Origin of the sequence: Thalassobacillus devorans MSP14, assembly GCF_000496835.1 — a bacterium.
In the GTDB taxonomy this organism is placed as follows: domain Bacteria; phylum Bacillota; class Bacilli; order Bacillales; family Halobacillaceae; genus Thalassobacillus; species Thalassobacillus devorans_B.
Genome location: NZ_KI543236.1, coordinates 921,728 through 948,132, shown reverse-complemented (window position 1 = coordinate 948,132; position 26,405 = coordinate 921,728). Strand labels below are relative to the sequence as shown.

General features: G+C 43.5%; 29 protein-coding genes. 7 read left to right on the top strand and 22 right to left on the bottom strand.

Annotated features, from left to right (window positions below; translation table 11 throughout):
- The first annotated feature begins 32 nt into the window (after positions 1-32).
- Both P855_RS0105690 and ytvI read left to right on the top strand, forming a co-directional pair.
- The gene (locus P855_RS0105690; protein ID WP_028782655.1) at positions 33-404 is read left to right on the top strand and encodes a YugN family protein; all 372 of its coding nucleotides are present in this window, start codon (positions 33-35) and stop codon (positions 402-404) included.
- A gap of 136 nt (positions 405-540) precedes the next feature.
- Positions 541-1,599, top strand: coding sequence for a sporulation integral membrane protein YtvI (ytvI, locus tag P855_RS0105685; RefSeq protein ID WP_028782654.1), 1,059 nt, complete (start codon positions 541-543; stop codon positions 1,597-1,599).
- A 602-nt stretch (positions 1,600-2,201) separates the two neighbouring features.
- Here ytvI and P855_RS20570 read toward each other — a convergent pair.
- From P855_RS20570 to glsA, 13 genes are all read right to left on the bottom strand, one after another.
- Complete coding sequence (locus tag P855_RS20570) at positions 2,202-3,368, bottom strand: GNAT family N-acetyltransferase (protein ID WP_051353101.1); 1,167 nt, start codon at positions 3,366-3,368, stop codon at positions 2,202-2,204.
- Complete coding sequence (locus P855_RS0105675; protein WP_028782653.1) at positions 3,361-3,870, bottom strand: GNAT family N-acetyltransferase; 510 nt, start codon at positions 3,868-3,870, stop codon at positions 3,361-3,363. The genes P855_RS20570 and P855_RS0105675 overlap by 8 nt, the downstream gene beginning before the upstream one ends.
- A 76-nt stretch (positions 3,871-3,946) precedes the next feature.
- Positions 3,947-4,402 (bottom strand): DUF420 domain-containing protein, encoded by a 456-nt coding sequence (locus tag P855_RS0105670; protein ID WP_028782652.1) that lies wholly within the window; start codon positions 4,400-4,402, stop codon positions 3,947-3,949.
- A 123-nt stretch (positions 4,403-4,525) separates the two neighbouring features.
- A complete protein-coding gene (gene ctaG, locus P855_RS0105665; RefSeq protein ID WP_028782651.1) occupies positions 4,526-5,434 on the bottom strand; it encodes a cytochrome c oxidase assembly factor CtaG in 909 nt (302 codons plus the stop codon).
- A gap of 168 nt (positions 5,435-5,602) precedes the next feature.
- Entirely contained in the window at positions 5,603-5,926 is a 324-nt protein-coding gene (ctaF, locus tag P855_RS0105660) for a cytochrome c oxidase subunit IVB (protein WP_028782650.1), read from the bottom strand.
- Between the two features lie 3 nt (positions 5,927-5,929).
- The gene (locus P855_RS0105655; RefSeq protein WP_028782649.1) at positions 5,930-6,553 is read right to left on the bottom strand and encodes a cytochrome (ubi)quinol oxidase subunit III; all 624 of its coding nucleotides are present in this window, start codon (positions 6,551-6,553) and stop codon (positions 5,930-5,932) included.
- The gene (gene ctaD, locus P855_RS0105650; RefSeq protein WP_028782648.1) at positions 6,550-8,409 is read right to left on the bottom strand and encodes a cytochrome c oxidase subunit I; all 1,860 of its coding nucleotides are present in this window, start codon (positions 8,407-8,409) and stop codon (positions 6,550-6,552) included. Before ctaD ends, P855_RS0105655 begins: the two co-directional genes overlap by 4 nt.
- Before the next feature lie 52 nt (positions 8,410-8,461).
- Positions 8,462-9,505 carry a cytochrome c oxidase subunit II gene (coxB, locus tag P855_RS0105645; RefSeq protein WP_028782647.1) on the bottom strand — a complete coding sequence of 348 codons (1,044 nt, stop codon included), beginning with the start codon at positions 9,503-9,505 and terminating at the stop codon, positions 8,462-8,464.
- 81 nt (positions 9,506-9,586) lie between these two features.
- On the bottom strand, positions 9,587-10,519 hold the full coding sequence (gene cyoE / locus P855_RS0105640) for a heme o synthase (protein ID WP_028782646.1): 933 nt from the start codon (positions 10,517-10,519) through the stop codon (positions 9,587-9,589).
- 499 nt (positions 10,520-11,018) lie between these two features.
- Positions 11,019-14,462, bottom strand: a complete 3,444-nt coding sequence (pyc, locus tag P855_RS0105635; RefSeq protein ID WP_028782645.1) for a pyruvate carboxylase — start codon at positions 14,460-14,462, stop codon at positions 11,019-11,021.
- Entirely contained in the window at positions 14,459-15,658 is a 1,200-nt protein-coding gene (gene ftsW / locus P855_RS0105630; protein ID WP_028782644.1) for a putative lipid II flippase FtsW, read from the bottom strand. Before ftsW ends, pyc begins: the two co-directional genes overlap by 4 nt.
- Positions 15,659-15,811: 153 nt before the next feature.
- A complete protein-coding gene (locus P855_RS0105625; protein ID WP_028782643.1) occupies positions 15,812-16,093 on the bottom strand; it encodes a YlaN family protein in 282 nt (93 codons plus the stop codon).
- 769 nt (positions 16,094-16,862) lie between these two features.
- Positions 16,863-17,795 (bottom strand): glutaminase A, encoded by a 933-nt coding sequence (gene glsA, locus P855_RS0105620; protein ID WP_028782642.1) that lies wholly within the window; start codon positions 17,793-17,795, stop codon positions 16,863-16,865.
- A gap of 86 nt (positions 17,796-17,881) precedes the next feature.
- Between glsA and P855_RS0105615 the strand changes: the two genes are divergently transcribed.
- The gene (locus P855_RS0105615; RefSeq protein ID WP_028782641.1) at positions 17,882-18,370 is read left to right on the top strand and encodes a hypothetical protein; all 489 of its coding nucleotides are present in this window, start codon (positions 17,882-17,884) and stop codon (positions 18,368-18,370) included.
- Positions 18,371-18,442: 72 nt separating this feature from the next.
- On the opposite strand, the gene P855_RS0105610 is transcribed toward P855_RS0105615, so the two are convergent.
- The gene (locus tag P855_RS0105610) at positions 18,443-19,765 is read right to left on the bottom strand and encodes a PhoH family protein (protein WP_028782640.1); all 1,323 of its coding nucleotides are present in this window, start codon (positions 19,763-19,765) and stop codon (positions 18,443-18,445) included.
- Between the two features lie 119 nt (positions 19,766-19,884).
- Here P855_RS0105610 and P855_RS0105605 point away from each other — a divergent pair, with 119 nt between their 5' ends.
- Entirely contained in the window at positions 19,885-20,496 is a 612-nt protein-coding gene (locus P855_RS0105605; protein ID WP_028782639.1) for a YhcN/YlaJ family sporulation lipoprotein, read from the top strand.
- Positions 20,497-20,510: 14 nt separating this feature from the next.
- On the opposite strand, the gene P855_RS0105600 is transcribed toward P855_RS0105605, so the two are convergent.
- A complete protein-coding gene (locus tag P855_RS0105600) occupies positions 20,511-20,792 on the bottom strand; it encodes a hypothetical protein (protein ID WP_028782638.1) in 282 nt (93 codons plus the stop codon).
- 74 nt (positions 20,793-20,866) lie between these two features.
- Positions 20,867-21,319, bottom strand: coding sequence for a pyridoxamine 5'-phosphate oxidase family protein (locus P855_RS0105595; protein ID WP_028782637.1), 453 nt, complete (start codon positions 21,317-21,319; stop codon positions 20,867-20,869).
- 132 nt (positions 21,320-21,451) lie between these two features.
- Here P855_RS0105595 and P855_RS21740 point away from each other — a divergent pair, with 132 nt between their 5' ends.
- Complete coding sequence (locus P855_RS21740; RefSeq protein WP_084315629.1) at positions 21,452-21,655, top strand: YlaI family protein; 204 nt, start codon at positions 21,452-21,454, stop codon at positions 21,653-21,655.
- 152 nt (positions 21,656-21,807) lie between these two features.
- Here P855_RS21740 and P855_RS0105590 read toward each other — a convergent pair whose 3' ends face one another.
- Positions 21,808-22,092 carry a hypothetical protein gene (locus tag P855_RS0105590; RefSeq protein ID WP_028782636.1) on the bottom strand — a complete coding sequence of 95 codons (285 nt, stop codon included), beginning with the start codon at positions 22,090-22,092 and terminating at the stop codon, positions 21,808-21,810.
- A gap of 18 nt (positions 22,093-22,110) precedes the next feature.
- Positions 22,111-22,488, bottom strand: a complete 378-nt coding sequence (locus P855_RS0105585) for a YlaH-like family protein (RefSeq protein ID WP_028782635.1) — start codon at positions 22,486-22,488, stop codon at positions 22,111-22,113.
- Positions 22,489-22,641: 153 nt separating this feature from the next.
- On the opposite strand from P855_RS0105585, the gene P855_RS22245 reads away from it, so the two are divergent.
- Positions 22,642-22,812 carry a DUF5325 family protein gene (locus P855_RS22245; protein ID WP_161628812.1) on the top strand — a complete coding sequence of 57 codons (171 nt, stop codon included), beginning with the start codon at positions 22,642-22,644 and terminating at the stop codon, positions 22,810-22,812.
- A gap of 168 nt (positions 22,813-22,980) precedes the next feature.
- Here P855_RS22245 and P855_RS0105575 read toward each other — a convergent pair whose 3' ends face one another.
- Positions 22,981-23,787 carry an inositol monophosphatase family protein gene (locus P855_RS0105575; protein WP_028782634.1) on the bottom strand — a complete coding sequence of 269 codons (807 nt, stop codon included), beginning with the start codon at positions 23,785-23,787 and terminating at the stop codon, positions 22,981-22,983.
- 147 nt (positions 23,788-23,934) lie between these two features.
- The gene (locus tag P855_RS0105570) at positions 23,935-24,123 is read right to left on the bottom strand and encodes a hypothetical protein (protein WP_028782633.1); all 189 of its coding nucleotides are present in this window, start codon (positions 24,121-24,123) and stop codon (positions 23,935-23,937) included.
- 191 nt (positions 24,124-24,314) lie between these two features.
- On the opposite strand from P855_RS0105570, the gene P855_RS0105565 reads away from it, so the two are divergent.
- Positions 24,315-24,947 (top strand): YktB family protein, encoded by a 633-nt coding sequence (locus P855_RS0105565; RefSeq protein WP_028782632.1) that lies wholly within the window; start codon positions 24,315-24,317, stop codon positions 24,945-24,947.
- A gap of 91 nt (positions 24,948-25,038) precedes the next feature.
- Here P855_RS0105565 and P855_RS0105560 read toward each other — a convergent pair whose 3' ends face one another.
- Positions 25,039-25,308, bottom strand: a complete 270-nt coding sequence (locus tag P855_RS0105560) for a UPF0223 family protein (protein WP_028782631.1) — start codon at positions 25,306-25,308, stop codon at positions 25,039-25,041.
- An 18-nt stretch (positions 25,309-25,326) separates the two neighbouring features.
- Positions 25,327-26,286, bottom strand: coding sequence for an NAD(P)H-dependent flavin oxidoreductase (locus P855_RS0105555; protein WP_028782630.1), 960 nt, complete (start codon positions 26,284-26,286; stop codon positions 25,327-25,329).
- Positions 26,287-26,405 lie beyond the last annotated feature (119 nt).

Sequence of the window (26,405 nt, the reverse complement as noted above, 5' to 3'; positions counted from 1 at the left end):
TAACTACATACAATTTTTGCGAGGTGTTTGAAATGAAACTGGAAGCTACAGGGATTGAAGGGTTAGTCATCAAACAGAAACCGCTCCATCATATATTGAATAAAGCGGGGTTCATCCGCGGAGGTCAATGGGATTACGAGCGGGTTACTTACGATTACAAAATCGGCTCACCGGAAAAGAACATTACTTACTATGTACGTATCCAAGGATACGCAATCGAGGGGGAGGTTGATTCTGGAACGGGTGTTTTCAAAATGCTTGCCCCGCTTCTTGGACGTCATTATTACCCCCATGGTGTTGAATATGGCGAACAGGAAGGTTTCTCCCAGGATCTGGTTGATCGTGCCAATAAATTAGTCACTAAAGCTGCAGAAGACATCAAAAAGCATCAAGAAGCAGTCTGAACCTCTGCACTGCCGCATCCTAGTTGCTAGGTTGCGGTTTTTTATTACATGCTAACCTGTATGACTGTTCAAAAGGTCTGTGTTTTGCTATATTTTGAAATATAGGTGTTATTATGAAAGGAGATACATAACCAAATTGTTCCGCTACCTTACAAAACGACAATGGATTCTGATCATTATATCTGTACTATTTATTATTGCGGCCTATTTTCTGCTGCCCGTTTCCGTTCCTTTGATTGCAGCGTTCGTTACTGCATTGTTTCTTAACCCTGCAGTTCGTATGATGCAGTTTCGATTTCGAATGAAGAGAAAACTCTCCGTCATCATAACTTTTTTGCTTTTCCTGCTTCTCATCAGTATCCTGGGTACCTTTGTTGTGACAAAAACCATTACACAAGTAGCTCATTTGACGGAAAATGCGCCTGCTTATGTGAAACAAATAAACCTGATGGTACAGGATTGGGAAGAAAGTATCGACCGTTATGCACAGGATCTTCCCGATGAATTTGTTACTGAGATTACAGCAGGGATGCAAAGCAATGTAAAGAATCTGAGTGAAACGATCACCAATAATTTAACGATTGAAAATATTACCAAAGTATTTGCGAAAATCCCTGAATACCTGGTCAGCTTTTTAGTATACCTGATCGCACTTTTCCTGTTCATGCTGGAAATGCCACGATTGAAAGAGAAAGCATACGATCATATGACAGAGGAAACTTCCGAAAAGGTCAAGTTTATGAATGGTCGATTGTCTTATGTGGTATTCGGATTTTTAAAAGCGCAATTTCTGGTCAGTATCATTATTTTCATTGTCACCCTTATCGGTTTGCTGTTCATATCACCGGAAGTGGCAGTGATCATGTCTCTGATTATTTGGGCCATCGACTTCATACCGATTATCGGCTCAATCGTCATATTAGCCCCCTGGTCGTTATACATGTACCTGGCGGGTGATATCGTAACAGGAACAAAGTTAGCAATTTTAGCCGTTCTTCTTCTTGCTATCCGCCGTACTGTAGAACCGAAAGTGATGGGGCGGCATATCGGACTTTCTCCGCTGGCGACATTGATTGCTATGTTCCTTGGATTACAATTGATGGGCATCATGGGTTTTATTTTAGGACCATTGATTCTAATTGCTTTCAACTCTGCTAAAGAAGCAGGAATCATACGATGGAACTATAAAATTTAAGAGGAAAAAAGCTCAGAGGTATATCCGAGGCCATTGAAAAAGTCCTTTATAACCTAAAGGGGCTGGCAACGTTTGCTGTTGATTCTCACGAATCGCTTGTCGGTGGATGCTTGCCGCGGGCACGGCCTCAGCTAACTTGGTCAAGAAGATCACTTGACCAAGTGGAGCTTCGGCTCGCGCTGTTCCCGCAGGCGTCACCACCGAACGCTCATCGTGGAATCAACAGAGGGTAAACGAAAAAAGAGTGATTTCCTTAGATTTCTACAACAAAAAGCGTTCTGTATGGAAATTAATTTCCATACAGAACGCTTTTTTAAAATCTCATTGTGGACCTTACAATTAAGCTCCCAATTGCTGAAGACTCAGTTTCGAGATAGTGAGATAGTGGGTCCGTTACCATGAAAGGATGGGATGGAGCTGGAAAGCGAATCCTTCCCAAACGCCCCTAAGCTCCACAAATATCTCAAAATCAAGTCTTCGACTTTTCGGCCATATAATTGAATAAAACTCTAACCAGAGCTAGACATTTCATAAAAAAAACGGCCAGGCAGGAAACCTGAACGTTTTTAAGTTACACATTTCTTTGCTGGCAAAACGGGTCTCTAGAAAAAGTCGAGAAATGCCGGTTGATTATTCGGTATCCATCCGGATAAGCGCTCAAGATTGTCTGGATCTCCCGTTAATTTTTCCATAAAGACAGCTTTATCTACCGTCAGGCTGCCTAAAAGCAGAGCTGCCAGTGTCTTTACATCGGTTTCTAGATCTGCCTCATCGCTTGTCTGCTCAACCACCATACCTTCTTTATTCGGGATACATTGCCATACCCCATCATTCCATGGCGCATATTTATCGACTATCTTTAGGTTCAAGGGAGTATCAGCTAAGGGAGCAGAAAAGGGATAGAGACTGAAGAAATTCTCAATGTCCACGATTCTGGCCATGAAATAGGGCTGTTTTATTTCTTTAAAACGTGGGTTCGCAAAATGGAAGGCATCTAAATCGCCAGGCAGCATGGAAATTTCCACTTGTTCAGTCATGGAATCATGATTTTTCATCCATTGAAGTAAGGCTTGAAATGCAGAATGGGTATGATAAATGAATTCCTCAATGACCAAACGGTCTTTTTTCATTTCAGCCAGGATATACCCCTCAATTTGGCCTTGTGCTTCATACGCGATGATTTGAGTGTCATCGGAAAGCACGCGCCGCTCCCACCACCATGGTTCTCGGACCAGCATCAATGTATAAGCGGAAGCTGCCTTTTCATAAACATCGTTCAACAGGCTTGACGCCTCCTCTTTTTTCAAACGAACCAGCTTTCCTTCGCAAGAAGGCTGGCTGACGATCAAATTGGAAATGCGCCCCTGATACGTATAGGCGTACTGCGTCAGCTCATATCCATAGTTACGATAAAATGGTATGGAGAACGGATGAAGTAACGATAAAGCATAACCCTGCTCCCGCATGACATTCAATGCTTTTTTCATCAATTTTCCGACATAGCCTTTTCTGCGATGCTCTGGCCAGGTCGCTACCCCAGCTATCCCTCCTATATCAATTTTCTTTTCATTCAGGAATATTTGTAATGGAAGAAGGTGTAGTTTTGCCGCCAGTCGATCACCTTCCTGTACCGTAAATATATCCTGTTTATCCATTTGCCATTTTCTATCTTTGATTTGCTCTTCGGTCAGCTTATAATTAAAAGCATTTTCACCTAATTGCAAACACGTATCATATTCACTGGCAGAAACTTTTTTTACATCACTCATGTCGGTTCCTCTCTTTCTTGAACAATAAAATATCCCCCTCTTTTCCATGGAGCCTGAATCCGCATTTTTTCAACACTCGGAGGGACGGGGTGTTATACCGGTCACACTGAGCTGTAATCAAAGAGATATGCTGGTTGAATGCCCAGGCTGTAAGTGCGCTTACGGCTTCCTGTGCATACCCTTTCCCCTGTTCCGCCGCTACGACCGAATAACTTATTTCCCTTTGTCCTTCATGGTTGGATACTGGGTTAAAGCCCACATCTCCTATTAACACAGGGCTGAACCGCATCGTGATATACCAGGGGCCGAAACCCGGTTCCTGACAATCCTCGGCAAGAGACTCTGTATATAAAGGAAGCCAGGCCAGGAGACCATCACTCGGCCAATCTTCATTATAACGGACGTCTTTTTCCAGAAAAAACTTACGTTTATTTTTTATCAGCAGCTGAGCATCTTCAATGGTAAATGCCCGAATATGTAATCGTTCCGTTTCAATGTTCATCAAATCCCTCCACTCCTCGTTCCCCGGTTAGAAAAAAATCGCATGAAATCGGTGATGACTTCATGCGACCCCTTATTTAGAAACCGAAAATAGCTCGGAAAACGTTTGTCGTTTCACCAGGTTCATAGATGATGTATAAAAGGAAATAAACGATGACCCCAGTGACAGCTGAAAAAAACCAAATAACGCTTGTGATCGGTCCTATCTTCCGGTGTTTAGCGATTTTACGTTTCAGAGCGAGCCTTAATGTAACTATACCGAATATCGCTCCTGTAGTAGCGAGGATTATGTGAAAAATCATATAAATGGTATAGTATTGTTCTACGTTTTCAGGTCCTCCAAAGCTGGTATTCCCTACCAGGATGGTTCTGGTCAAATAAATGATAAAAAATAAAAGCGCACTGATTGCCGCAGCCAGCATCACTTGTCTGTGACGCTGGGGATGCCCTTTTACAATCAACACCCAGCCGATTGCTACTAGTGTTCCGCTGAGAGCAATAAAAAAGGTGCTGATCGCAGGTAACAAAAGCATGGACGTTCATTCCCTTCAAGCAATATCCTGATTCTCTTTCATACTAATAAAGATCTCTGATTTAGACAAGCATCCGATTTAATATAAAAGCTTTCCTGATAAATCAGGAAAGCTTTATAGTCATCAGGAATCCTGTTGAGCATTAGCTGGTAACGGATCAATGACATCCCGTTCTTTGTTGAACCAGGTAAAAAATATTTTAGCGATGATTGTACCGAAAATGATTTCCTGTGCCACTTTCATGATGATTCCAGCTGTCTGCTGGTCATCTAACAGAGAAAGCGGGGAAAATAGTTCCGGGCCACTCATCTTCAGCCCTGACATACCATTCAGTACATCCTGGGGAACACAAAGACTTAAAGCCTGTACCCATGGCCCGCCTTCTGTAAATGTCGCATACATAGGTGCCTCGGCAAAGATAATCAAGGCACAAGCTGGCGTAATCAGCACACCATTGGCAAAGATGTAGCCGATTTTCATGATTTCACTTAGCCGGTCCAATTCTTCCAACGGAGGAAAAACAGACATCCACATTAAAAATGCCGTTATTAAGATGACGATGGTAACTCCGGCGTGTACAAACTCCCCTGTTTTAGCATAATCGAATACAGCTGGCAGGTGATACAATGAAAACAGGCCATTGAAAAGCAATATAGCAATCAAGGGTTTAGACAATAGCAATAACACCGGACGTACTACCGCAAGATTAAACAGTTTCTCCCACATCCACTTCGGTATTCCCTTTATGATCAAAATCGGGAATAACAAGTAATAAAGCGCCATTTGTGTCATATGAGCTGTAAAGACGATATGGGCTAATAAATCAATCGGGGAGCCCTTGATGATGTATAAGACGATTAACCCTGTATAGAACATAGCTTGCTGTTTGCCTGACGGACGCCCTTCTTTTGTGAATCTATGCCGGCCAGGACCAGTCAAATAGAAATAGATACCCGCCACTAACAATAAAAACAAGAAGTAATAAGGACTCCACATCGCACGGAATCCGAAAATCTGCAATTCTAACCACATAAACGTTCACTCCATATTGGTCATGATATAACCTATTTTAACGTAAGCTGGCGAAATTCTCGACTATTAAATCCAAAGCTCAGAAAAATTCACAAAAGCGACAAAACTTTGCATGAATTGAAGAAAGAGACCGGAACATAGTGCTCCGACCTCTTCTTATCTGCTTCTTTACCACCAAATAATCGTTGTGAAAGTAAGAATTGTCATAAACGCAACTGCGATGCCGCCATAAATCATCAATGCAGGCATTTCATGACCTTTATTTTTCAGATGCATGAAATAATAAAGCTGAAAGATGACCTGGACAAGCGCCAATAACAGGATAATCGGAATGGTAAAATATTTACCGATAGCATCGGTAGCTACTACAGCGAAAGCTGCGATAGTAAAAATAATCATCATCGCAAAACTGATTACCTGATGTTTCATTTCATCTTTATGTTCAGCTTTTTCAAACTCGTTATGATGTGTGGAATTGGTGTCTTTTGTCATGGATTAACCCACCTTTCCCATTAGGTAGACAACTGTAAAGATGAATACCCAAACGACGTCAATGAAGTGCCAGTATAAGCTGGCGATATAAAACTTAGGAGCATTGTAAAGATTCAGACCACGCTTAGCATTCCTCACCATCAAGGTAACAATCCATAGAAGACCGAAAAGTACGTGTCCTCCATGAAAACCTACAAGCGTATAAAAAGATGATCCTAATGCAGAAGAACGGAAAGTGAACTCATACTCGTGTATATAGTGATTGAACTCGTATAGTTCACCGCCTAAGAAAGCAAGACCAAGGGCGACCGTTACGCCAAGCCATACCTGCATCTTGCCGAAGTCATTATTCTTCATATGATACATAGCATACACGCTTGTCAAAGAACTTGTCAGAAGAAGCATTGTCATGATAAATACGAGCTCAAGTCCGAACAGCTCTTCAGTACCAGGTCCGCCGGCTGTTGAATTTCTCAGTGCCAGGAAAGTTCCGAAAAGACTTGCGAACAGAACGGTTTCTCCACCAAGGAAGAACCAGAACCCAATAAATTTGTTCTTGCCTTCAAGGGTGGCTTTTTCCGGTTCCCGGGGCATTTGTTTCGGATTTAAAATATCTTCGTTACTCATAGCTGGCCATCCCCCTTTTCTAAATCTTCTTTATGGATATGATAGCCAAGATCGTCTTTGACTGAACGTACGAACATGGCACCTAACAAAATACCCATACCGATGAATACAAGAGATAACCAGACAGGATTATCGACTTGATAGATAAAGCCGAATCCAGCAATGAAAAGGCCGAATGACATGACAAACGGTAAGATGGATCCGTTAGGCATATGGATGTCTCCAAGCGGCTCAGCTGGAGTCATTCCCTTCTTACCTTCTGATTTTTCGATCCATAGTGCATCTAATCCACGTACCAAAGGTGTCTGCTTAAAGTTATAGAACGGCGGTGGTGATGCAATAGACCATTCAAGCGTACGGCCGTCAAATGGATCGGCAGATGCTTTCGGCTCTTTAACTGCTGTGTAGATGACATTCCAAAGGAAAATGATGACCCCAAGGGCCATGAAGAAAGCACCGATCGTACTGATCAGGTTACCAGTAGCAAGACCCTGACCTTCAAGGAACTTCCAGTAACGTCGAGGCATTCCCATCAGACCAAGGAAGTGCTGAATGAAGAATGTCAAATGGAAACCGATGAAAAATGGCCAGAACGCCCATTTTCCCAGTTTTTCGTTCAACACTTTACCGAACATCTTCGGCCACCAATAATGGAGAGCGGCAAAAATACCGAATACGACACCACCGACAATTACGTAGTGGAAGTGAGCTACAACAAAGTAAGTATCATGATATTGATAGTCGGCTGCTGCTACAGCAAGCATGACACCAGTCATACCGCCGATCGTGAACGTCGGAATGAATGCAACCGACCAAAGCATAGCGGAGGTCATTTTAATCGATCCGCCCCACATCGTGAATAACCAGTTGAATATCTTAATGCCTGTCGGTACAGCAATCGCCATAGTGGTAACTGCGAAAATCGAGTTGGCTACTGGCCCCATACCTGTTGTGAACATGTGGTGCGCCCACACCATGAAACCTAAGAAACCAATCAATACGGTCGCGAAAACCATCGCAGAGTAACCGAAAAGGCGTTTTTTTGAAAAAGTAGCGAAAACTTCACTAAAGACACCAAATACAGGAAGAATCAGAATATATACTTCCGGGTGTCCAAAAATCCAGAATAAGTGCTCCCAGATAATGACGTTACCACCTGCTGCAACATCAAAGAAAACAGAACCGAACATGCGGTCGAACATCATCAGGAACAAACCGACAGTCAATGCCGGAAATGCAAATAAAATCAATGTACTTGTTACAAATATCGTCCAGGTGAACAATGGCATACGCATGTAACTCATACCGGGTGCACGCATATTGACGATCGTTACCAGGAAGTTGATACCACCAATTAAGGTTCCGGCACCAGAAATCTGTAAGCCTATGACGTAGAAGTCTACCCCATGGCCAGGAGATGTAGTGGATAATGGAGCATATGCTGTCCACCCAGCATCAGGTGCGCCACCCATAAACCAGGAAAAGTTAAGAATGACACCCCCGAAAAAGAACAACCAAAAACCTAAAGAGTTAAGAAACGGGAATGCTACGTCACGGGCACCAATTTGTAATGGTACGACGGCATTCATTAAAGCGAATAATAATGGCATGGCTGCCAGAAAGATCATAGTTGTACCATGCATCGTAATCATTTCATTGTAAAGACCGGCACTGATGAATTCGTTGTCCGGTTTCATCAGTTGGATCCGGATAATCATTGCTTCTAAACCGCCCATTAGGAAAAACAAGCCGCCCGAGACCAAGTATAAATGTGCGATTTTCTTATGGTCGACGGTAGTCAGGTAATCCCAGATAAAAGCGCCGAAGCCTTTCTTTTGCGCTACTGCAGTACTCACGCTTTTAACCTCCCTCTAAACTTCTTTCCTATCTCATCATTCATTTATTTATTTATTTTGCGTCTTCAGGTGTTATTTCTGATGGCTTCAATTGCATCAGGTATTCAGCAACCTTGCCAGCTTCTTCTTTGTTGACCAGGTTTGGCGGCATAGAGTTACCAGGTTTATGTTCATTCGGATTCAAAATCCAATCCACGATGTTTTCTTTTGTAGGCTCTAAAATACCGGCAACTTTGGAACGATCACCAAAATTGGTCAAGTTAGGACCTACGCCTTTAGGCTGTGCACCGATTGCATGACAACTCATGCAGTTGTTTTGGAAGATTTTCTGTCCTTCTTGAGCAACTGTTGTTTCCGGCTTAGCCTCTGGGTCCGCATTCTTCATGTCCTTCACCCATTGCTCATACTCTTCCGGGCTTACTACAACGACACGGAAATCCATCAGTGAATGGGATGGACCGCACAATTCAGCACATTGTCCCCAGTAAACGCCTTCTTCATTTGCTTCAAGATACATCGTGTTTTCATTATCTCCTGGGTTGGTATCGATTTTACCTGCAATCGATGGTACCCAGAAGGAATGGATGACGTCAGCAGACTTCATCGTTAAGTATACGCGTTTCCCTTTAGGGATATAAAGATCCTGACTGGTAGAAATCTCCTCACCAGCATAGTCAAACTGCCACCAGAACTGAGCTGAAGTTACATCGATTCTGATATCAGCTTTATCTGAAGATGTTTCAGCCAAATCGAAGACAGCCTGAACTGTTGGTACCGCTAACACTAACAATAGGATAATCGGAATGACTGTCCAGATAATTTCAAGAACTTTGTTACCTTCTGTTTGTTTGGGGATATAATCCTCCTGGCCCTTTTTCCGACGGTAACGAATCAGAACAAAAGTATAAATGGCCATTACGACGATGAATACAAAGATCATGATTGCGATACTAAGAATCATCAAATCGTATAACAGTTCCGCTCCATACCCTGCAGGTTTAAGCGCGCTTAATTTTTCAACTCCGCAGCCTGACAGGATTAAGGAGAGCGATCCGAGCATGAACAGAGCACGGAATTTTCCCATCCATCCTTTCATGAATACTACCTCTCTTTCTCTTTTTAGCTTTACTTTTATTTAATAACCGGATGAAGGCGGTTAAACCTGCATCCGATTATATTAATATGGTAATGTGACGATGACCATCAATGGGAAGATAATTGTCAAATATAACAAGGAATAAAGGAACATCCATGTCGCCCATTTGATATCGTCCTTCATTTTAAAACCTGCGATTGCTAGTACTAACCAGCCTGCAGTCAGCAAACTGCTTACTATCATGAAAATGGAACCTAAAGAAGCTAGATAGATTGGCAAAGGCAATAGACAAGCCACGTAGACAACCATCTGACGCTTGGTGATCCCGAAACCGTGAACTACTGGTAGCATCGGAATATTGGCTGCTTTATATTCTTCCTTTTTCTTCATAGCCAATGCCAGGAAGTGTGGGGGCTGCCATATGAACATGATCAGAAACAGGATAAGAGCTTCTAAGCGAAGACCAGGTTCAATTGCTGCCCAGCCAATGAGCGGAGGAACCGCACCGGAGAAACTGCCGATCACCGTGTTAATTGTATATCTTCTTTTAGACCACATCGTGTAAAGGTACACATATACAAACCATCCGAAGGCACCAAGAAGCGCTGCTTCGATTGTAGTAAATAACAATAGTAGAAAGCCGAGGGCGGAAACTACGATCCCCATATTCCTTATGTGAGACAGGGAGATAGTTCCTGTTACGGTCGGGCGGGTTTTCGTCCTGGTCATAATTGGATCAATATCCCGGTCATACCAGTTGTTGAGGATACAGCCGCCCGCTATGATCGCAGCAGATCCGGCCATCGTAAGCAAAAATGTCGCCCAATGAGCTGTGAAGGATGACCCGGTAAAGTAGATGGCCAGCCAAAAACCAGCGAATGTCGTAATCAAATTGGAATTGATGATCCCGATTTTGATCAGACTCATGATATCAGCCCAAAGTGATGATTTGCTGACAGTCGAATGGTTAATGACTTGAGACGATGAAGCTTCGACTGTTCTTGTATTATTCATCAGTTTATCTTCCTCCTTCTACCTCCCTCATAAAACAATTGTTCGACATTTATGGAAGCTGTGTTTTTTCGGGTGGTATATCAAAAAGGTCTATATAGGCTAATCAGCCTTTACATAGCCCGTGGGGCATCAACGCCATTGTATCATGGAATTTATTTTCAATCTATTTAATCACGCTTTTTTATACGAAATGTGACAAATTTGTGAAAACAGCCTCCATAATAAAATAAAAGGCAGGTAAGCTTTCCCACCTTCTACCTTATTCCGCTGAAAACCCTTATGCAACAGGGGTTTTACGAATTTATCACAATAATTATCCCCTATATATTTCTAGCAAACAACAGCCTCATTTGCAAGTGTTTTTTACATTTCAATGCTGTTAATACTACAAATTGAACAAAATTGTAACAAACATGTTTCCTCTTTTTTACTTTCAGTTTTATTTCCATAGTTGAGGCTGGCCATTGAATATGCAGCGGCCAGCCCTTATTGTTACCAATTATTCAAATTCAATCAATAAATCCCCTACGTGGATAGCACCATTATTTTTGACATAGATATCTTTGATCTGCCCGGCGAATGGTGCCTGGACAGTCGTTTCCATCTTCATTGCCTCGGTTATCATCAAATGGTCGCCTTTTTCAACCTTTTCCCCTTTTTCAGCAAGGACTTTAATGACCGTTCCGGGCATACTTGCTCCGATATGCTTTTCATTGGTTTTATCAGCTTTAGGCCGTTCCTCGACTGCTGCTTTGATGCTGTGATCTTTAACGACCACTTCACGTGGCTGTCCGTTCAGTTCAAAGTAGACAGTCCGTGTCCCATCAGCCTGGGCTTCGCCGATGGAAACCAGCTTCACAATCAATGTCTTACCCTGTTCGATCTCCACCTCGATTTCTTCTCCCAGACGCATACCATAGAAGAATGTTGGTGTATCCAGTACGGACATGTCACCGTATTGCTCATAAAAGCGATGATGATCCATGAATACCTTAGGGTAAAGGGCATAAGTGATCATATCAAAACTGGTCACTTGACGGTCGAGTGAATGGAACAGCGTATCCCGCAGTTCCTTGAAATCTACTGGAGGCAATAATTCACCAGGGCGTACCTCAATCGGTTTTCTGCCTTTCAGCACGATGCGCTGAAGTTCGGAAGGAAAACCTTGATAGGGCTGCCCCAGATATCCTTCGAAGAACTCCACGACTGAGTCAGGAAATGCCAGTGAATCTCCCTGGTCGTAGACATCGTCTTCGGTCAAGTCATTCTGTACCATGAAAAGGGCCATATCTCCGACAACCTTGGAGGAAGGTGTAACTTTGACAATGTCTCCAAACATATCGTTAACTCTCCGATACATCTTCTTGACTTCATCCCAGCGATCGCCAAGGCCCACTGCTTTAGCCTGCTGCTGCAGGTTACTGTATTGGCCGCCTGGCATTTCATGCTCGTACACTTCCGTATGCGGGGACATCATGCCACTTTCAAAATCGAAATAATATTTGCGGATATCTTCCCAGTAATGTCCTAACTCCTCATATGCTTTGATGTCGACATTCGGCTTACGGTCATTGCTCTCCAGTGCATAATAGAGACTGTTTGCGCTCGGCTGAGAGGTTAAGCCTGCCATGGAGCCTGTGGCTACATCAACAACATCCACTCCAGCCTCCACTGCACGGGCATAGGTGAAAATACCATTGCCGCTCGTATCATGGGTATGAAGGTGGATCGGTATATCGATCGAGTCCTTTAAGCTGGAGACAAGTTGATAAGCAGCCTCCGGTTTCAACAGTCCTGCCATATCTTTGATACCAAGGATATGGGCTCCGGCATTTTGTAATTCCTTCGCCATACGAACGTAATAGTCTAAATCATATTTCGGTCTTGAGGAATCCAAAATATCTCCAGTATAACAAAGAGCTGCTTCTGCCACTTTTTCATTTTCACGGACAGAATCGATTGCAAGCTTCATTCCATCGATCCAGTTGAGACTGTCAAAGATCCGGAAGACATCAATACCAGCTGTTGCACTCTTTTCCACAAACTCCCGAATCAGGTTGTCCGGGTAATTTTTATATCCGACTGCATTGCTGGCCCGTAAAAGCATCTGGAACAATACATTCGGCATTTTTTCCCGCAGTTTCAATAAACGCTGCCATGGATCTTCTTTCAGGAATCGGGATGCCACGTCAAAGGTAGCTCCTCCCCACATTTCAACGGAAAACAAGTCAGGCAACAGACGCGCGGTCGGTTCTGCAATCATATCCAAATCCTTGGTGCGGACCCTTGTAGCCAGTAAAGACTGATGGGCATCCCGGAATGTGGTGTCTGTCAGCAATACCTCTTTTTGGTCTTTCAGCCAGTTTGCCAATCCTTCCGGGCCCTGATGATCCAAAACCTGTTTGGTACCCTCAGGTATTGGCTCTGAATATCTGACTTTTGGAATCCTAGGTTTTTCAAATACTGGTTTCTTTTTATTTTCGACTCCTTCAAAACCGTTGACAGTCTTGTCCGCGATATAATTAAGCATTTTCGTACCACGGTCTTTCCGCTTTGGAAACACGAACAATTCAGGGGAACGATCGATGAATGTCGTATTATATTCTCCCGACAGGAATTGGTTATGCTGGATGACATTCTCCAGGAAAGGAATATTCGTTTTGATTCCTCTTATTCTGAACTCTCTCAGATTACGCACCATCTTTTTAGCTGCCTGATCAAAGGTAAGCGCCCAAGTGGAAACCTTAACAAGTAAAGAGTCATAGTATGGAGAAATGACAGCACCCTGGAAGCCGTTTCCTGCATCCAGCCGGACACCGAAACCGCCACCGGAGCGGTATGCCATGATTTTACCTGTATCTGGCATGAAGTTATTCAATGGATCCTCTGTAGTCACTCGGGACTGAATCGCATACCCATGGGTGCGGATTTCTGATTGTTCAGGAATACCTACATAGTCCTCATGCAGCGAATAACCTTCTGCTATTTTGAGCTGGGTCTGTACAATGTCAACCCCGGTAATCAATTCCGTAATGGTATGCTCTACCTGAACCCGTGGATTGACTTCAATAAAGAAATATTCGTTATCTGTGACAAGAAATTCCACAGTCCCGGCGTTGATATAGTCTACGTTCTTCATCAATTTCACTGCAGCGTCACAGATTTCTTCCCGTAACTGGTCCGTCAGAGACACGCTTGGTGCTACTTCGACTACTTTTTGATGGCGACGCTGGACAGAGCAGTCCCGTTCATATAAATGGACGATATTTTTATCGATATCACCCAAAATCTGAACTTCGATATGCTTCGGTTCCTCTATCAACCGTTCAACATAGACATCATCATTTCCAAAAGCGGCCTTTGCTTCTGATTTGGCACGGTCGTAGGCTTCATGGACATTATCAGGATTACGTACGATCCGCATACCGCGGCCGCCTCCTCCTAATGCTGCTTTAATGATGATCGGATAGCCATGTTTCTCGCCGAATTCTTTTACTTCATCAAAGCTTGAAACCGGGCCGTCACTCCCTGGAATGACAGGAATACCGGCTTGTACCGCCTGATCACGTGCTTTGACTTTATCCCCGAACATATTTAAGTGTTCACTGCTTGGCCCAATGAAAATGATGCCTTCTTCTTCACAGCGACGAGCAAAGTCAATGTTTTCTGACAAGAATCCATACCCGGGGTGAATGGCATCTACCCCGACATTTTTGGCTATTTCAATGATGCCCTCAATGTCTAAATACGCATCAATCGGCTTTTTGCCCTCACCGACAAGATATGCTTCATCCGCTTTGTAACGGTGGAACGCACCGGTATCTTCTTTCGAATAAACAGCCACAGTACGAATATTCAATTCGGTACAGGCACGAAAAACCCGGATAGCGATTTCCCCGCGATTAGCTACTAAAACTTTGTTGATTTTCTTGGTTTCAGTCATGACCTCACTCCTTGTCGTTCTAGTTGATTGCTGGTGTTTTGATTACTTTCATTCACTGGTAATGGCTGCCGGGCTGTAGTGTTCTGCTCTTCTTTTACCCTGACTGTAAGTGCGACATTATTCAATATACCGACTGAAATCATCATGATTACCAGCGAGGAACCTCCATAGCTGACAAAAGGCAGGGGGACACCAGTGATGGGGAGCATCCCTGACATGGCCCCCAGGTTGATGAATGCCTGGATGCCAATCATTGCGGAAATACCCAGGGCGAGCAGTGCCCCAAAAGTATCCTTGCACCGTCTGGATATGTACAACCCCCGTAACACCAATCCGCCTATTAATCCCACAACAATGATTACACCGATAAACCCTAATTCCTCTGCGATGACGGCCATAATAAAGTCAGTATGTGGTTCAGGGAGGTAGCCAAGTTTTTGAACTCCCTGCCCCAGCCCTTCCCCGAAAAGGCCTCCTGTGCCGATTGCTACATAGGATTGGATCAGGTGGTAGCCATCTCCATCCGGCGTTTCGAATGGGCTGAAGGCACCCGAAAATCTCGCCAGGCGTTCTTCCGTTACCATCTGAGGGGCAGCCACAAGGATGAATGCAAATGTAACACCGACCAAAAGAGCGATATGTTTCCCTTTGATACCGGAGCTTGCGATAACGAAACTGGCAATCAATCCGATAATCGCCGCTGTCCCAATGTCAGGCTGAAGAAGAATAAGACCGAGGATCAAGCTTGTCAAAATCAACGGGGGAATTACAGCCCTGCCAAACTCACCAATATACTGCTGTTTCTTGGCATAAACGGAAGACAAGTATATGATCAGGCCTATTTTTACAAATTCAGCCGGCTGGAAGCTCATCACTCCCAGGTCATACCAGGAAACAGAATTGTTAACATTTTTCCCGAATAAGAACAGCCCCCCTAACAGGGCAATCATCGCTAAGACAATTATTTTGGTCATTCTTTGCAGATGGCGATATGGAAATATGGTAAAAAACATCATGACCATGAGTCCCATTGTCCCCCACATCAGCTGCTTCTTCAAAAAGTGGTAACTTGAAGTGTCCAGTACTACCGGGGCATAAACCATGCTGGCACTGTAAATCATTACAGCGCCAAAGCCCGTCAGCAGAATAGGAATAATAAATAAGGTAAAGTCGATATTTTTCAATTTTTGTCGCATCATGTTTCATCCCTCTATAATATTTTACTAGATTCGTCGTAAAAATCCTTCTTTACACCATAAGTAATTTTATATTTGTTCTTTCGCAGTGACTGTGAATGATATAAAAAAACCCAAATTACAACATTAGCTGTCGCAATTTGAGCTTATATATCAAGATTTCTGTGCAGCTTCATGTAATACATTCAACTGTTGTTCCAAGTTATCCAGCAAGGCTTTGCCTTCTTCCTCGGTAACCAGGTTAAGGCGTACCGCGAAATCGATTTCACGGGATAACCCGAACATTTGTGTATCTAAAACCTCTTCATATAGCGGACACTGTGGCATGGTCAAATTATCCATTTGAACCTTGATTAACTTTAAGATCTTATCTGCATCAGCCTTGAGAAGGGCATAGGCTTTTTCGCGATGATCCACAGCCAGATCAGATAACATCAACATCCCCTCCAATAACAGACTTCTATTTAATATATTATCGTCTGTCCCGATAAATTGCAACATAAGATATATTTTCACCATTACAACATACAATTACTATTCTGTAATAAATGAGTCAAGGGGAAAATTTACGGGGAGTCTCGTTTTTACCACCTCATGCTTTTAGTTTGATGGCGCTTATAAAAGTGCTGTTGTCTTATACAATGGCTTATTCACCTATTTGGCCGAATTGTGGAAGACTCGATTTCGAGATATTGATGGAGGTAAGGGGCTGCGGGAAACGATTCGCTTTCCGTGGGCGTGTGCTGAGTCTCCTCAGGCTTCGCCTTGCGGGGCCTCATCTATCACTCAGCTCCCACAGGAGTCTCACCGTTTCCCTACGCCCCCTTGCCGTGGGAAGTTCTCAAAATCAGCCGAAGAAAACTGTCCTATGATTGAAGATTTTAATGCCTCTCATCCTTTGTAAAATGCCTCAGGATGAAGATTTCAGCTACATTCTTTCTCTTTGTGAAGGGTCCGTTTAATACAAAACTGGCTGGATGGGGAGGGAAACGGCGAGACTCCCGCGGGAGAAGGGTCTAGGCAAGATCCCGCAGGGCTTTAGCCCGAGGAAGCTTGCCAGGTCCCCCGCAGGAAAGCGAGTTGTTTCCCGGACCATTCCATTCCGCTCATGGTAACGGCCCCAACCATCTCGAAACTGAGTCTTCAGCTATTGGGAGCTATTACTGAAAATCAATAGAACTAAAGGCAATTTGGTCAGCCAAGTTTAAAAAATGGATAAATCATAACGGTTGGCGAGAAGTTCCAGAAGTTTCAGTCCGACAACGCTGTTCCCTTTCTCATCAAGGGCTGCCCCGTAGACGGCAATGCCGCCATAGCCATTAACCGCTCCGACTACAGCTCCTGATACGCCGCTTTTTGCAGGTATACCTACGCGTATGGCAAAGGAACCGGATGCATCATACATGCCACATGTCACCATAAAAGTTTTACATATACGCGCTAAGTGTCTTGGGAGAATCTGTCTCCCCGAGTCGAGATCTTTTCCTTCATTAGCAAATATAGCGCCAATACGTGCCAGGTGCTGGATGTTGACCTCGATAGCACATTGCTTCGTATAAGCGTCCAATGTGTCCTCTACACTGCCTTCGATTACCCCGTGCTGCTTCATGTAATAACTGAGCGACCGGTTCAGGTAAGCGGTTTTGAACTCGGATTCGGCAACTTCTTCGTTGTACCGGATCGACTGATCGTCCGTCATTTCATGAATAAAGCTGAGTAGCCTGCCCACCTTCTCATCCGGGGTAGCTCCATGGATCATATTGGTTACAGCCAGGGCTCCGGCATTGATCATAGGGTTTAATGGCTTAGATGGGGCATGCTGCTCCAGACGATAGATGGAATGGAAAGGGTCTCCTGTCGGTTCCATCCCGACTCGGTCGAAAACAAAGTCTTCCCCATTATCCATCAGTGCCAGTGCAAGCGAGATTACCTTTGAAATACTTTGGAGTGTGAAACAACATTCCAGGTTGCCTGCGCTGATACACTCCCCGTCCAGATCATATACCGCTACAGCTAGCTCCTCTGGATCCTGTTTGGCAAGCGCTGGGATATAATCAGCCACTTTCCCGTCATGCGCGAGCGGCCTTACGTTTTCTAACCAATCTTCCAGTGTTTCTTTCGTCAAGTTTTTTGCCACTTAAATGACCTCCTTCGGGTGCAATGATTGCGATTTTTTGCTATTCTGAATTATGGTGATTATTTTATTGAAAGGTGGCCCTTGCCATGATTGTTCAAATAGCAGGAAATGTAAAATACCCAATTACCCTTGATCCGACCGTGTGGATCTTTGATGACCGCAAAGTAACCTATGATGAAGCTTTCGGGACCGGCGAAAAGGAACAGGAAGAAGAGGATGAACTCCAGAAGGCTTCCATGCGGTGGGACCGGGAGATTTATCAACAAAAGATCGATCCGCCAGTTAATAGAAGTATTTCCCGTTTTGAGAGAGAAAAAATCCTAAAAGAGACATATTTAATGGATTTAAAACCTTTTATCTCTACAAGCGAGCCTGCCAATGACCTAAGCGGCGTGACATTAGAAACGACTCATGGTGATGTGGAAGTGACTGTGGAACAGATGCGTCAGGCACTTGCGTTATTTTCAGTAGAAGGCCGCCCTTTGAAAGAGGATGGTCCGCTTCATCTATATTGGGAAGATGCCAGTAATAAAGATGAACCGATCAAAGGCGTTAAAAAAATCATTTTCCGTTAACTACGTAATGCGAAAAAGCTGGCTGGGCAGGTATGCTGGACATCCTCCCAGTCAGCTTTTTTTTGCAGCACTTTACAAATAGTCGGCTGCAAGTTGGGCCAGCGGCGAACGTTCTCCTTTGATAAGCTTCACATGCCCGCTCAACGTATGGTGTTTGAATTTTTCAACTACGTGCATGAGACCATTGTTATATTCATCCAGATAAGGATGATCGATTTGCTGGGTGTCCCCCAAAAGTACGATCTTGCTGCCTTCCCCAATCCTCGTCAGAATCGTCTTCACTTCATGTCTGGTGAGGTTCTGTGCCTCATCAATCAATATCAGCTGATCCGGTATGCTTCTCCCGCGGATATAAGTAAGGGCTTCGACCTGGATAGAGCCAAGCCCTGACAGGATACCATCCAATTCTCCCGGCTTTTTAACGTTGAACAAATGTTCCAGGTTGTCATAAATCGGTTGAACCCACGGTCTCAGCTTTTCATCTTTCTCTCCCGGCAAATAGCCAAGGTCTTTACCAAGCGGTACAATCGGGCGCGCAACGAGCATCTTTTTATAAAGTCCGAGGTCTTCGATTTGCATCAACCCGGCTGCAAGTGCCAGTAAGGTTTTTCCTGTCCCCGCTTTCCCTGTCAATGTCACCAGTGGGATATCCCTTCTTAACAGCAATTCAAGTGCCATCACCTGCTGGGCATTCCTCGGTTTAATCCCCCATACATGTTCATTTGAAAATTTACAAGGTTTCAACACTCCGTTGTGATCGACAATCCCCATCGCTGACTGGGAAGGGTTCGCTCGGTTTTTGATAATAAAAAATTGGTTAGGATAATAGGAAAGCGTCAATTCCTGAATCGCCAGTTGACTTTCCTTATAAAAACGATCCAGCGTTTCCTTACTTGCATACAGTTCTACGAAACCTGCATAAATTTCATCTTTGTGGATCGCCCGCTCATTCAAATAGTCTTCCGCTGGAATGCCCATAGCGTCCGCTTTCACCCGCATCAGCATATCCTTTGACACTAAGATAACCTGCTTTCCATTTTTCTTTTGTTTTTCTTCTTCGTGGAGGTTGTGGGCAACCGCGAGTATCCGGTTATCATTCGTTTTTTCTACAAATATTTCTTCCATCTTCTGATACGAGCGGTGATTCAGTTCAATTTTTAGTTTACCCCCATTACGAAGCAGAATCCCTTTATGCAATTCGCCTTTTCCGCGCAGCCGGTCGATGATGCGGGACACCTGCCTTGCGTTACGCCCAATTTCTTCCATGATTCTTTTTTTCGTGTCCACTTCTTCTAAAACCACAGCTGGTATGATCACTTCATTATCTTCAAAGGTATAAATCGAGTTTGGATCCTGCAGCAGTACGTTGGTATCCAGGACATAGATTTTTTCCAAAAGGTACGCCTCCTATATTAGGATGAATGGTTCCAAGGGTTCTTACCTCATTTATATGTTTGGATGCATAAGGATAGACGACCTGACAAACCCTAGTAAAAAAAGTAGGTGAACTTACGATGCAAAAACCCATCCTTACTACATTATTATTAACCGCTTTACTGGTGATTTCCGGATGTCAAAGTGAAGATCCAGAGACGCTGCACCAGGAAGGAGAAGGTTCCGAACCATTATTGGTAAAAGATTCCGATCCAATGGAAAAGAAAGAAAAAACAAACCAGCAAGCTGCAGAGCACCTGGCTAAATTGGCAACAGAAGTCCCGAATGTACATGACGCTACGGCAATCGTGCTTGGACCTTATGTGGTTGTCGGTATTGATGTAGATAAAGAACTTGACCGATCACGCGTCGGAACGATCAAATACTCTGTCGGTGAATCCTTGAAACACGATCCATTCGGTAAACGGGCGGTAGTCGTCGCTGATGCTGATGGGGCCGAGAGAATCCGTCAATTGAGCAACAAGCTTCGAGAAGGCCATCCAATCCAGGCAGTCACAGAAGAGTTAAGTGCTATTGTCGGGCGTTACATGCCAGAAATGCCGATCGATGATGACCGCGCGGATGAACCTGATCCAAATAAAGAGTCTGTTCCGGAACAAGAGGAACAAAAACTCAATGAAGTAGAAGAGGAACAATCCAACGAACACCTTAACCGAAAAAAGAACAGCTAAATCCTTTTCAGGATTTAGCTGTTTGCTTTTTCAAGTATTTCCCGTTCTTTTTCCGTCAGTTCATTATAATACTGAACTCCAAACTGGGAGCCTTCAGATACCATTTTAGTATTTTCATGATTGTCTTCCTGCGGATTACCAGCAGCTTCTACCGGTAAATCGCTTCCTTCGGATTTCGAGAAAAGCGACTGTGCTTTTCCTTTCCATTGTCCGCGACGTTCTTCATCTTTCAGCATATAAGCTAAAGTGCCAGCGCCTAGTGCACCAACCGTTGAAAAAATCCATCTTTTCTTCAAAAGAAATCATCCTTTCTTGGTCTTCTGTAGATACCCTTCCCTTATTGAAATCATTTGAAACAGCATTTTTTTGGTTATTGCTGTAAAGCTGTCATCACTTGGCGGTCTAACTTGGCTGCCGCCTCTTTATCATAGGTTTTATCATAATCAGGGCCTTTAGAAATTTTTGCTCCATAAAACATGACATCCCTTACCTCTTCAATGGCCACTTCAATTTTAGCAAGTTTCAACGGAATTTCATCGATTCGTTCAGTAAGAATAAGCGCCCTCCCTTTGATTGAATACGTTGATTCGGCATCAATCAATGTCAGTACGACATTAGGAGAGGTGTTTATGTTCCTGACAATGACTGATCGATTATCAACCGCGAACAATAGTGACTGCCTGTCTTTCGCATATACCCAGCTGATGGCATTCACCATGGGTGATTGATTTTCCTGACTATACGTTGACAACAGCATAAAAGTTTCCTTTTGCAGCAGTTCAAATTGGGTATCATTCAGCAGGTGCTCTACCTGGTTCGCCATACGGACTCCTCCTTTGCAAAATACAAGAACTCTGAACCATAGTGGAATGGAAGCAATAAGAAAAATGCGTCATGTCATAGATTATGTTATACTTTTTCTATTATAGTTATCAAGATTATCTGAGGTGAAACTATGCGTGTCCAATGCGTAATATGTGATGAAATAAACAGCATCGACAGTAATTGTCTGCAAGCGAAGCGGCTGAGAAACCGCCGTCTTACTACCTACATGTGTCCAAGCTGTCATGAACGTATTGGGGAAAAGACGAAAAAAAGACTGGCAACCGGTGATTTCCGCATCTACAAAGAGCGCAAAAGTGAAAAATATTTATCTTGACCCCATACGAAGAACAAAGAGGCTGACCTATTAATCAAGGTCAGCCTTTTGTTATACGTAAAGAAAGTTCACCTTAGTTAATGGGTTAGTATAAGAAAAGACTAAGGCTATCCCCATAAATACTTGGCGACAAGCCAGGTTTTTCTATATTCTCATGAATAGTTTTTGAACTTATGAGGTTCGTCCTTGATTTGAACAAGCATCAATTCAATCAGCTCGGAAGGAAAGCGAAGCTTACGCACTTCTTCTGAGGTGTGGCATGTGACCTGGTATAACTCATCTTCACGATTGATCTCGATTTCTTTCACCTGATGATCACTTTGCAGCATCTCATAAAAGAAATCTGCGGTTTCATTTGCAGAAGTATCATCCGGACGATGATCTGCCACTACCTTGATCGTTAACCAGTTATATACAGCATCTTGCAATGAGCGCATACGCTTCACCTCTCCTTATTATGATGAACTCTCGTTTCTGGACTCCCGTTCCCTGTGGAGACGGATACGATAGATCCCCAATACAATAGCGGATGCCAGCAGACTTTCAGCAATTGGCAAGTTCAATCCTAAAATAAGCGTTAAAAAGAAAGTACCGACTACTAAGACGCCATAGACGATGATATTCTGTAATAATGGCAGTTTTCTGGCGAAACCAAGTTTGAAGGTAATAATAGCAAGAGCGACGACTGTCAAATACAATAAAAAGAAGCCACGGAATAACAAGGCCACTTCATCTTCATTATTCATATTCACTTCTGCACCCAGCCCTTGGAAGAACATATCTGCAATTGGCCAAAGATCATTGGGTACGTTCAACATATTTTCCTCGTTCATGATGTTCCCCCTTGTTCTCTCTTGTCTCCATGATACTAAACAATAAGCAATGGCGCTACAGGAAAATCTCAGGATTTCATTGTTGATTCAACCATTTTCAATAAAGGAAATGTCCGCTATACTGGTTAGGTACATATAAAAGAGGTGATTGGAATGAATAAAATAGACTGGAAAAGGATGTTCGTCGCTTTTTTAGCTATCCTTTGTTTCGTTTTTGTAGGATTTGCATTAGGATTGAGGAACTTTTGGCTGGCAGGATTTTTTCTGCTTCTCGGCTTTGCTATTATGGGATTTGGGATTGCAGGAAAAAGAAAACGATCGTGAAATTTCATGGTGCTGTCGCTTTTTGCGGCAGCTTTTTTATTATTTTCAGAGGAGAGCGAGCAGGAAAAAAACTTTTGTAATGCGAACATTTTCTCACGAAAAACACAAAAAAGCTTGTAGAAACAAAGTCTCTCTACAAGCTTTTTCTAGTTACAAGCACGGATGTCACTATATTTTTAATTCCACATATTCACTGACGATTTCCTGATGGATGTCCCTGTGGGAAGTCAGAATCGAATTTTTCTCCAGCATATTGACCGGCTGACCATCTGCCTGTGTAGTGATACCTCCGACTTCTTCCACTATGACAATCCCCGCTGCGATATCCCACGGCATCAGGCTCATCGTCAAATATCCATCAATGATCCCTTCGGCGACAAAAGCAAATTCCAGAGCAGCGGAACCAAAGGAACGGGTGCCTCTTACTTTTTCCACCAATCGATGGATCCCTTCTTCACCTACTCGTTTATTACGGAGTGCCCAAAAGGAATTGATGGCAAGAATTGATTTTTCCAATTCCTGTGGCTCTTCCAGTCTTTTTAATGGCTTATCATTTTTGTATGCACCTTCACCCTTTATAGCTGTATAAAGCACATCGGCCATGACATCATAAATCAGCCCGATTTCTCCGATGCCATCGTAGTATATTCCAATAGAAATAGCGAAGTTCCTTTTTTGATGAACGAAATTCATCGTTCCATCAATCGGATCGACAATCCATACAGTCCCATCGAGGGTTTTGATATCATCACCGAATCCTTCTTCCCCGAATAACTGGTGTTGCGGATAATGATTGCGTATTTTTTCTACAAAAAACTTTTCTGTCTCCTTATCCAATTCTGTAACCAGATCATTCGGGTTTGATTTCGTTTCAATTTTAAACGGCTGTTCCATCTTCTTTCTGATTTGCTCACCCGCTTCAAGTACCCAGGCTTTTGCCTGTTCGAAAATCTGCTGTCTTGCTTGTTTTTCCATGACGAGAACCCCTTTTACATAAATACGTAGTTGTTGTATAGTTTCAGCCTAACAGAGTTTTTAACAGGTTTCACGCTCTGGAACCAGTTAAAACAATACCTTCATTTCATTATATACAAAAAAAGAGCAACTTATCAGCTGCTCTATTCATGCCATCCATTGGATAAGTTCGGTACGCAACTCATTCAAGCGTTGTTTACTATTGGCTATCTGCTCTTCATCTTCCTCCATCATCGCATCATATAACGTCATCAATTCGTAATCTATTTCCAATCGGATGACGGGGAGTCTCTCTTCAGCCTCACGGCGCCTTAATGCTTCCATTACACGCTTCATCTGCTCTTCCCTCCCTTATATAAACCCTCGTTTGTCTATTTATATGAGCAGTTCGGTGGTTCGGTATGTGTTTTTATTACTTTTATTTAACCAAAATTTCAGCGTTTCAAACCAAAAGAACGTATTATTTAGAAGATGAATCATACTATGGTAAACTTTCTACTAGCAGAACGATTAGGAGTTGATGATAAATGGAACAATTCAATGGTTTCACAGAAAAAGACTTTGACGTTTTCAGCATTCCCGGTCTGGATGAACGTATGGAGGTTTTGAAATCCCAGGTTTCCCCGAAGCTCGAGGCGATAGCTACGGAACTGGCTCCCGACCTTACTGCATTGACCGGAGATGAAATGTTCGTCCATGTCGCGAAACATGCAAGACGTACCAAAAACCCGCCTAATGATACATGGGCCGCCCTCGCCAACAGCAACCGTGGTTACAAAAAACTTCCCCATTTTCAAATCGGATTATGGGAAACGCATGTGTTCGCCTGGTTCGCTGTCATTTATGAGAGTCCAGTGAAACAGGACTTTGCAAAAGCCATCAAGAAAGAAGACAATCAAATCCAAAAAGAAATACCTGAAGACTTCGTCTGGTCGATCGATCATATGAAACCAGAGGCGATTTCTCAAAAAGATCTGACGGAAGAAAAGTTCAGTGAAATGGTTGATCGCCTGGAAAATGTAAAAAAAGCTGAGCTGCTTTGCGGGCTGAACATTGATCGTAATGATCCTGTTTTGAAAAACCCCGATAAATTTCTTGCTCGATGCAAAGGCGCCTTCGAAACTCTGGAGCCCCTTTATCGCATGGCAAAACAGGCCTGAAATTACCACATTAAAGTTAAAGTACAAAAAAGTCTGACCCTGAAACCAGTGTGGATAGGGTCAGACTTTTTTATTAGATAAAGGAGTAGAATTACATACTTACCTTATCACCGTTTGCCATTTCTCTCGCTTTTTTCACGGTCCGGTAACAGGAGTAGCCGGATTCTTTCTCGAACTTGCCGCATAATTGTTTTTCTTCACTTTTGGAAGGGACAATCTGTTTGAACCTGGTATAGGCAAGCATCAACTCATCGCGCTTTACACTTTTCTCATACGCCTGTTCCACTAATGAATAAAAATTGACAACATCGATGATTTCCTGTTTCGACCACGTTTCGTCAATTGGATAGGTATAATTCATGTTCATGACTCCTTTCGTTCACTGGCTCCACTCGTTCCTGATTTCCTCTGCTTCCGTAATCATACCTGTAAATAAAGTTTGCACGGAAGGCACATCCTTTATTCTGCCTGCCACCTGGCCAGCCCAGGCAAAACCATTATCTATTTCGCCTTGATAAATATATCGCTTATTCGCTTCCCCGCTGATATAAGTTTTCAAACCTTCATAGCCTGGGCTGCCTGTTTCTAATTGAAGAATTTCATCGGTCCATTTATTTTTCAGGGCTCTCGCTGGTGCTTTCAAAGATTTTTTTATCACGGTGGTACTCATCTCATCCGCTTCCACCAATGCCTGCTTATACTTTTCGTGGGCATGGATACATTCTTTTGTAGCAATAAATCTCGTGCCCATTTCAATTCCTTCCGCTCCAAGGCTTAAAGCAGCCATCAGGCCGCGGCCGTCGCCAATGCCTCCGGAAGCAATGACAGGAATGTTTACGGCATCCACGACTTGAGGAGTAAGTACAAACGTCCCGATGTCATCCCGGCCGATATGTCCTCCCCCCTCATGACCAACGACCATGACGGCATCTGCGCCGAGCTCTTCTGCTTTCTCTGCCTGTCTTCTGGCAGCGACAAGCACTAATTTTTTTATCGAGGTGCCCTCCACCATTTCGAGTACCGGCTTCGGGTTCCCTCCTGTTACTGAAATAACTGGTACCTCTTCATCGATAGCAACCTGTACCATACGCTCAAATGGCCTGCCGTGCTGGCCGATGGCAAAATTGACCCCAAATGGTTGATCGGTCAGCTTTTTGACGCGCCGGATTTCCTCGGTAAGCTGTCCCGGCCCTTCCATACTCATGGCAGTGATCTGCCCCAGACCACCTGCCTCTGAAACAGCTGCAGCAAGATCAGCGTATGCGAGATGTGCTAATCCGCCCTGGATGATCGGATATGTAATTCCCAGTAAATCTGTGACCCTTGTTTCCCAATTCATTTATTCTCCTCCTTTTTTTACATTCTATCATGACAGCTCTATACAGCTTCAACTAATATCCATATCCGCAAAAACGCTAGCCACATTGCCCCGCATCTGCTATAATTCAAATGTTTTAT

What these genes read in the sequence shown, in the direction of transcription:
- P855_RS0105690 (WP_028782655.1), top strand. Translation starts at nt 33, where the DNA reads ATGAAACTGGAAGCTACAGGGATTGAAGGGTTAGTCATCAAACAGAAA.
- P855_RS20570 (WP_051353101.1), bottom strand. Translation starts at nt 3,368, where the DNA reads ATGAGTGATGTAAAAAAAGTTTCTGCCAGTGAATATGATACGTGTTTG.
- P855_RS0105675 (WP_028782653.1), bottom strand. Translation starts at nt 3,870, where the DNA reads ATGAACATTGAAACGGAACGATTACATATTCGGGCATTTACCATTGAA.
- P855_RS0105670 (WP_028782652.1), bottom strand. Translation starts at nt 4,402, where the DNA reads ATGCTTTTGTTACCTGCGATCAGCACCTTTTTTATTGCTCTCAGCGGA.
- ctaG (WP_028782651.1), bottom strand. Translation starts at nt 5,434, where the DNA reads ATGTGGTTAGAATTGCAGATTTTCGGATTCCGTGCGATGTGGAGTCCT.
- ctaF (WP_028782650.1), bottom strand. Translation starts at nt 5,926, where the DNA reads ATGACAAAAGACACCAATTCCACACATCATAACGAGTTTGAAAAAGCT.
- P855_RS0105655 (WP_028782649.1), bottom strand. Translation starts at nt 6,553, where the DNA reads ATGAGTAACGAAGATATTTTAAATCCGAAACAAATGCCCCGGGAACCG.
- coxB (WP_028782647.1), bottom strand. Translation starts at nt 9,505, where the DNA reads ATGAAAGGATGGATGGGAAAATTCCGTGCTCTGTTCATGCTCGGATCG.
- cyoE (WP_028782646.1), bottom strand. Translation starts at nt 10,519, where the DNA reads ATGAATAATACAAGAACAGTCGAAGCTTCATCGTCTCAAGTCATTAAC.
- pyc (WP_028782645.1), bottom strand. Translation starts at nt 14,462, where the DNA reads ATGACTGAAACCAAGAAAATCAACAAAGTTTTAGTAGCTAATCGCGGG.
- ftsW (WP_028782644.1), bottom strand. Translation starts at nt 15,658, where the DNA reads ATGCGACAAAAATTGAAAAATATCGACTTTACCTTATTTATTATTCCT.
- P855_RS0105625 (WP_028782643.1), bottom strand. Translation starts at nt 16,093, where the DNA reads ATGTTATCTGATCTGGCTGTGGATCATCGCGAAAAAGCCTATGCCCTT.
- P855_RS0105615 (WP_028782641.1), top strand. Translation starts at nt 17,882, where the DNA reads ATGATTGTTCAAATAGCAGGAAATGTAAAATACCCAATTACCCTTGAT.
- P855_RS0105605 (WP_028782639.1), top strand. Translation starts at nt 19,885, where the DNA reads ATGCAAAAACCCATCCTTACTACATTATTATTAACCGCTTTACTGGTG.
- P855_RS0105595 (WP_028782637.1), bottom strand. Translation starts at nt 21,319, where the DNA reads ATGGCGAACCAGGTAGAGCACCTGCTGAATGATACCCAATTTGAACTG.
- P855_RS21740 (WP_084315629.1), top strand. Translation starts at nt 21,452, where the DNA reads ATGCGTGTCCAATGCGTAATATGTGATGAAATAAACAGCATCGACAGT.
- P855_RS0105590 (WP_028782636.1), bottom strand. Translation starts at nt 22,092, where the DNA reads ATGCGCTCATTGCAAGATGCTGTATATAACTGGTTAACGATCAAGGTA.
- P855_RS0105585 (WP_028782635.1), bottom strand. Translation starts at nt 22,488, where the DNA reads ATGAACGAGGAAAATATGTTGAACGTACCCAATGATCTTTGGCCAATT.
- P855_RS22245 (WP_161628812.1), top strand. Translation starts at nt 22,642, where the DNA reads ATGAATAAAATAGACTGGAAAAGGATGTTCGTCGCTTTTTTAGCTATC.
- P855_RS0105575 (WP_028782634.1), bottom strand. Translation starts at nt 23,787, where the DNA reads ATGGAAAAACAAGCAAGACAGCAGATTTTCGAACAGGCAAAAGCCTGG.
- P855_RS0105570 (WP_028782633.1), bottom strand. Translation starts at nt 24,123, where the DNA reads ATGAAGCGTGTAATGGAAGCATTAAGGCGCCGTGAGGCTGAAGAGAGA.
- P855_RS0105565 (WP_028782632.1), top strand. Translation starts at nt 24,315, where the DNA reads ATGGAACAATTCAATGGTTTCACAGAAAAAGACTTTGACGTTTTCAGC.
- P855_RS0105560 (WP_028782631.1), bottom strand. Translation starts at nt 25,308, where the DNA reads ATGAATTATACCTATCCAATTGACGAAACGTGGTCGAAACAGGAAATC.
- P855_RS0105555 (WP_028782630.1), bottom strand. Translation starts at nt 26,286, where the DNA reads ATGAATTGGGAAACAAGGGTCACAGATTTACTGGGAATTACATATCCG.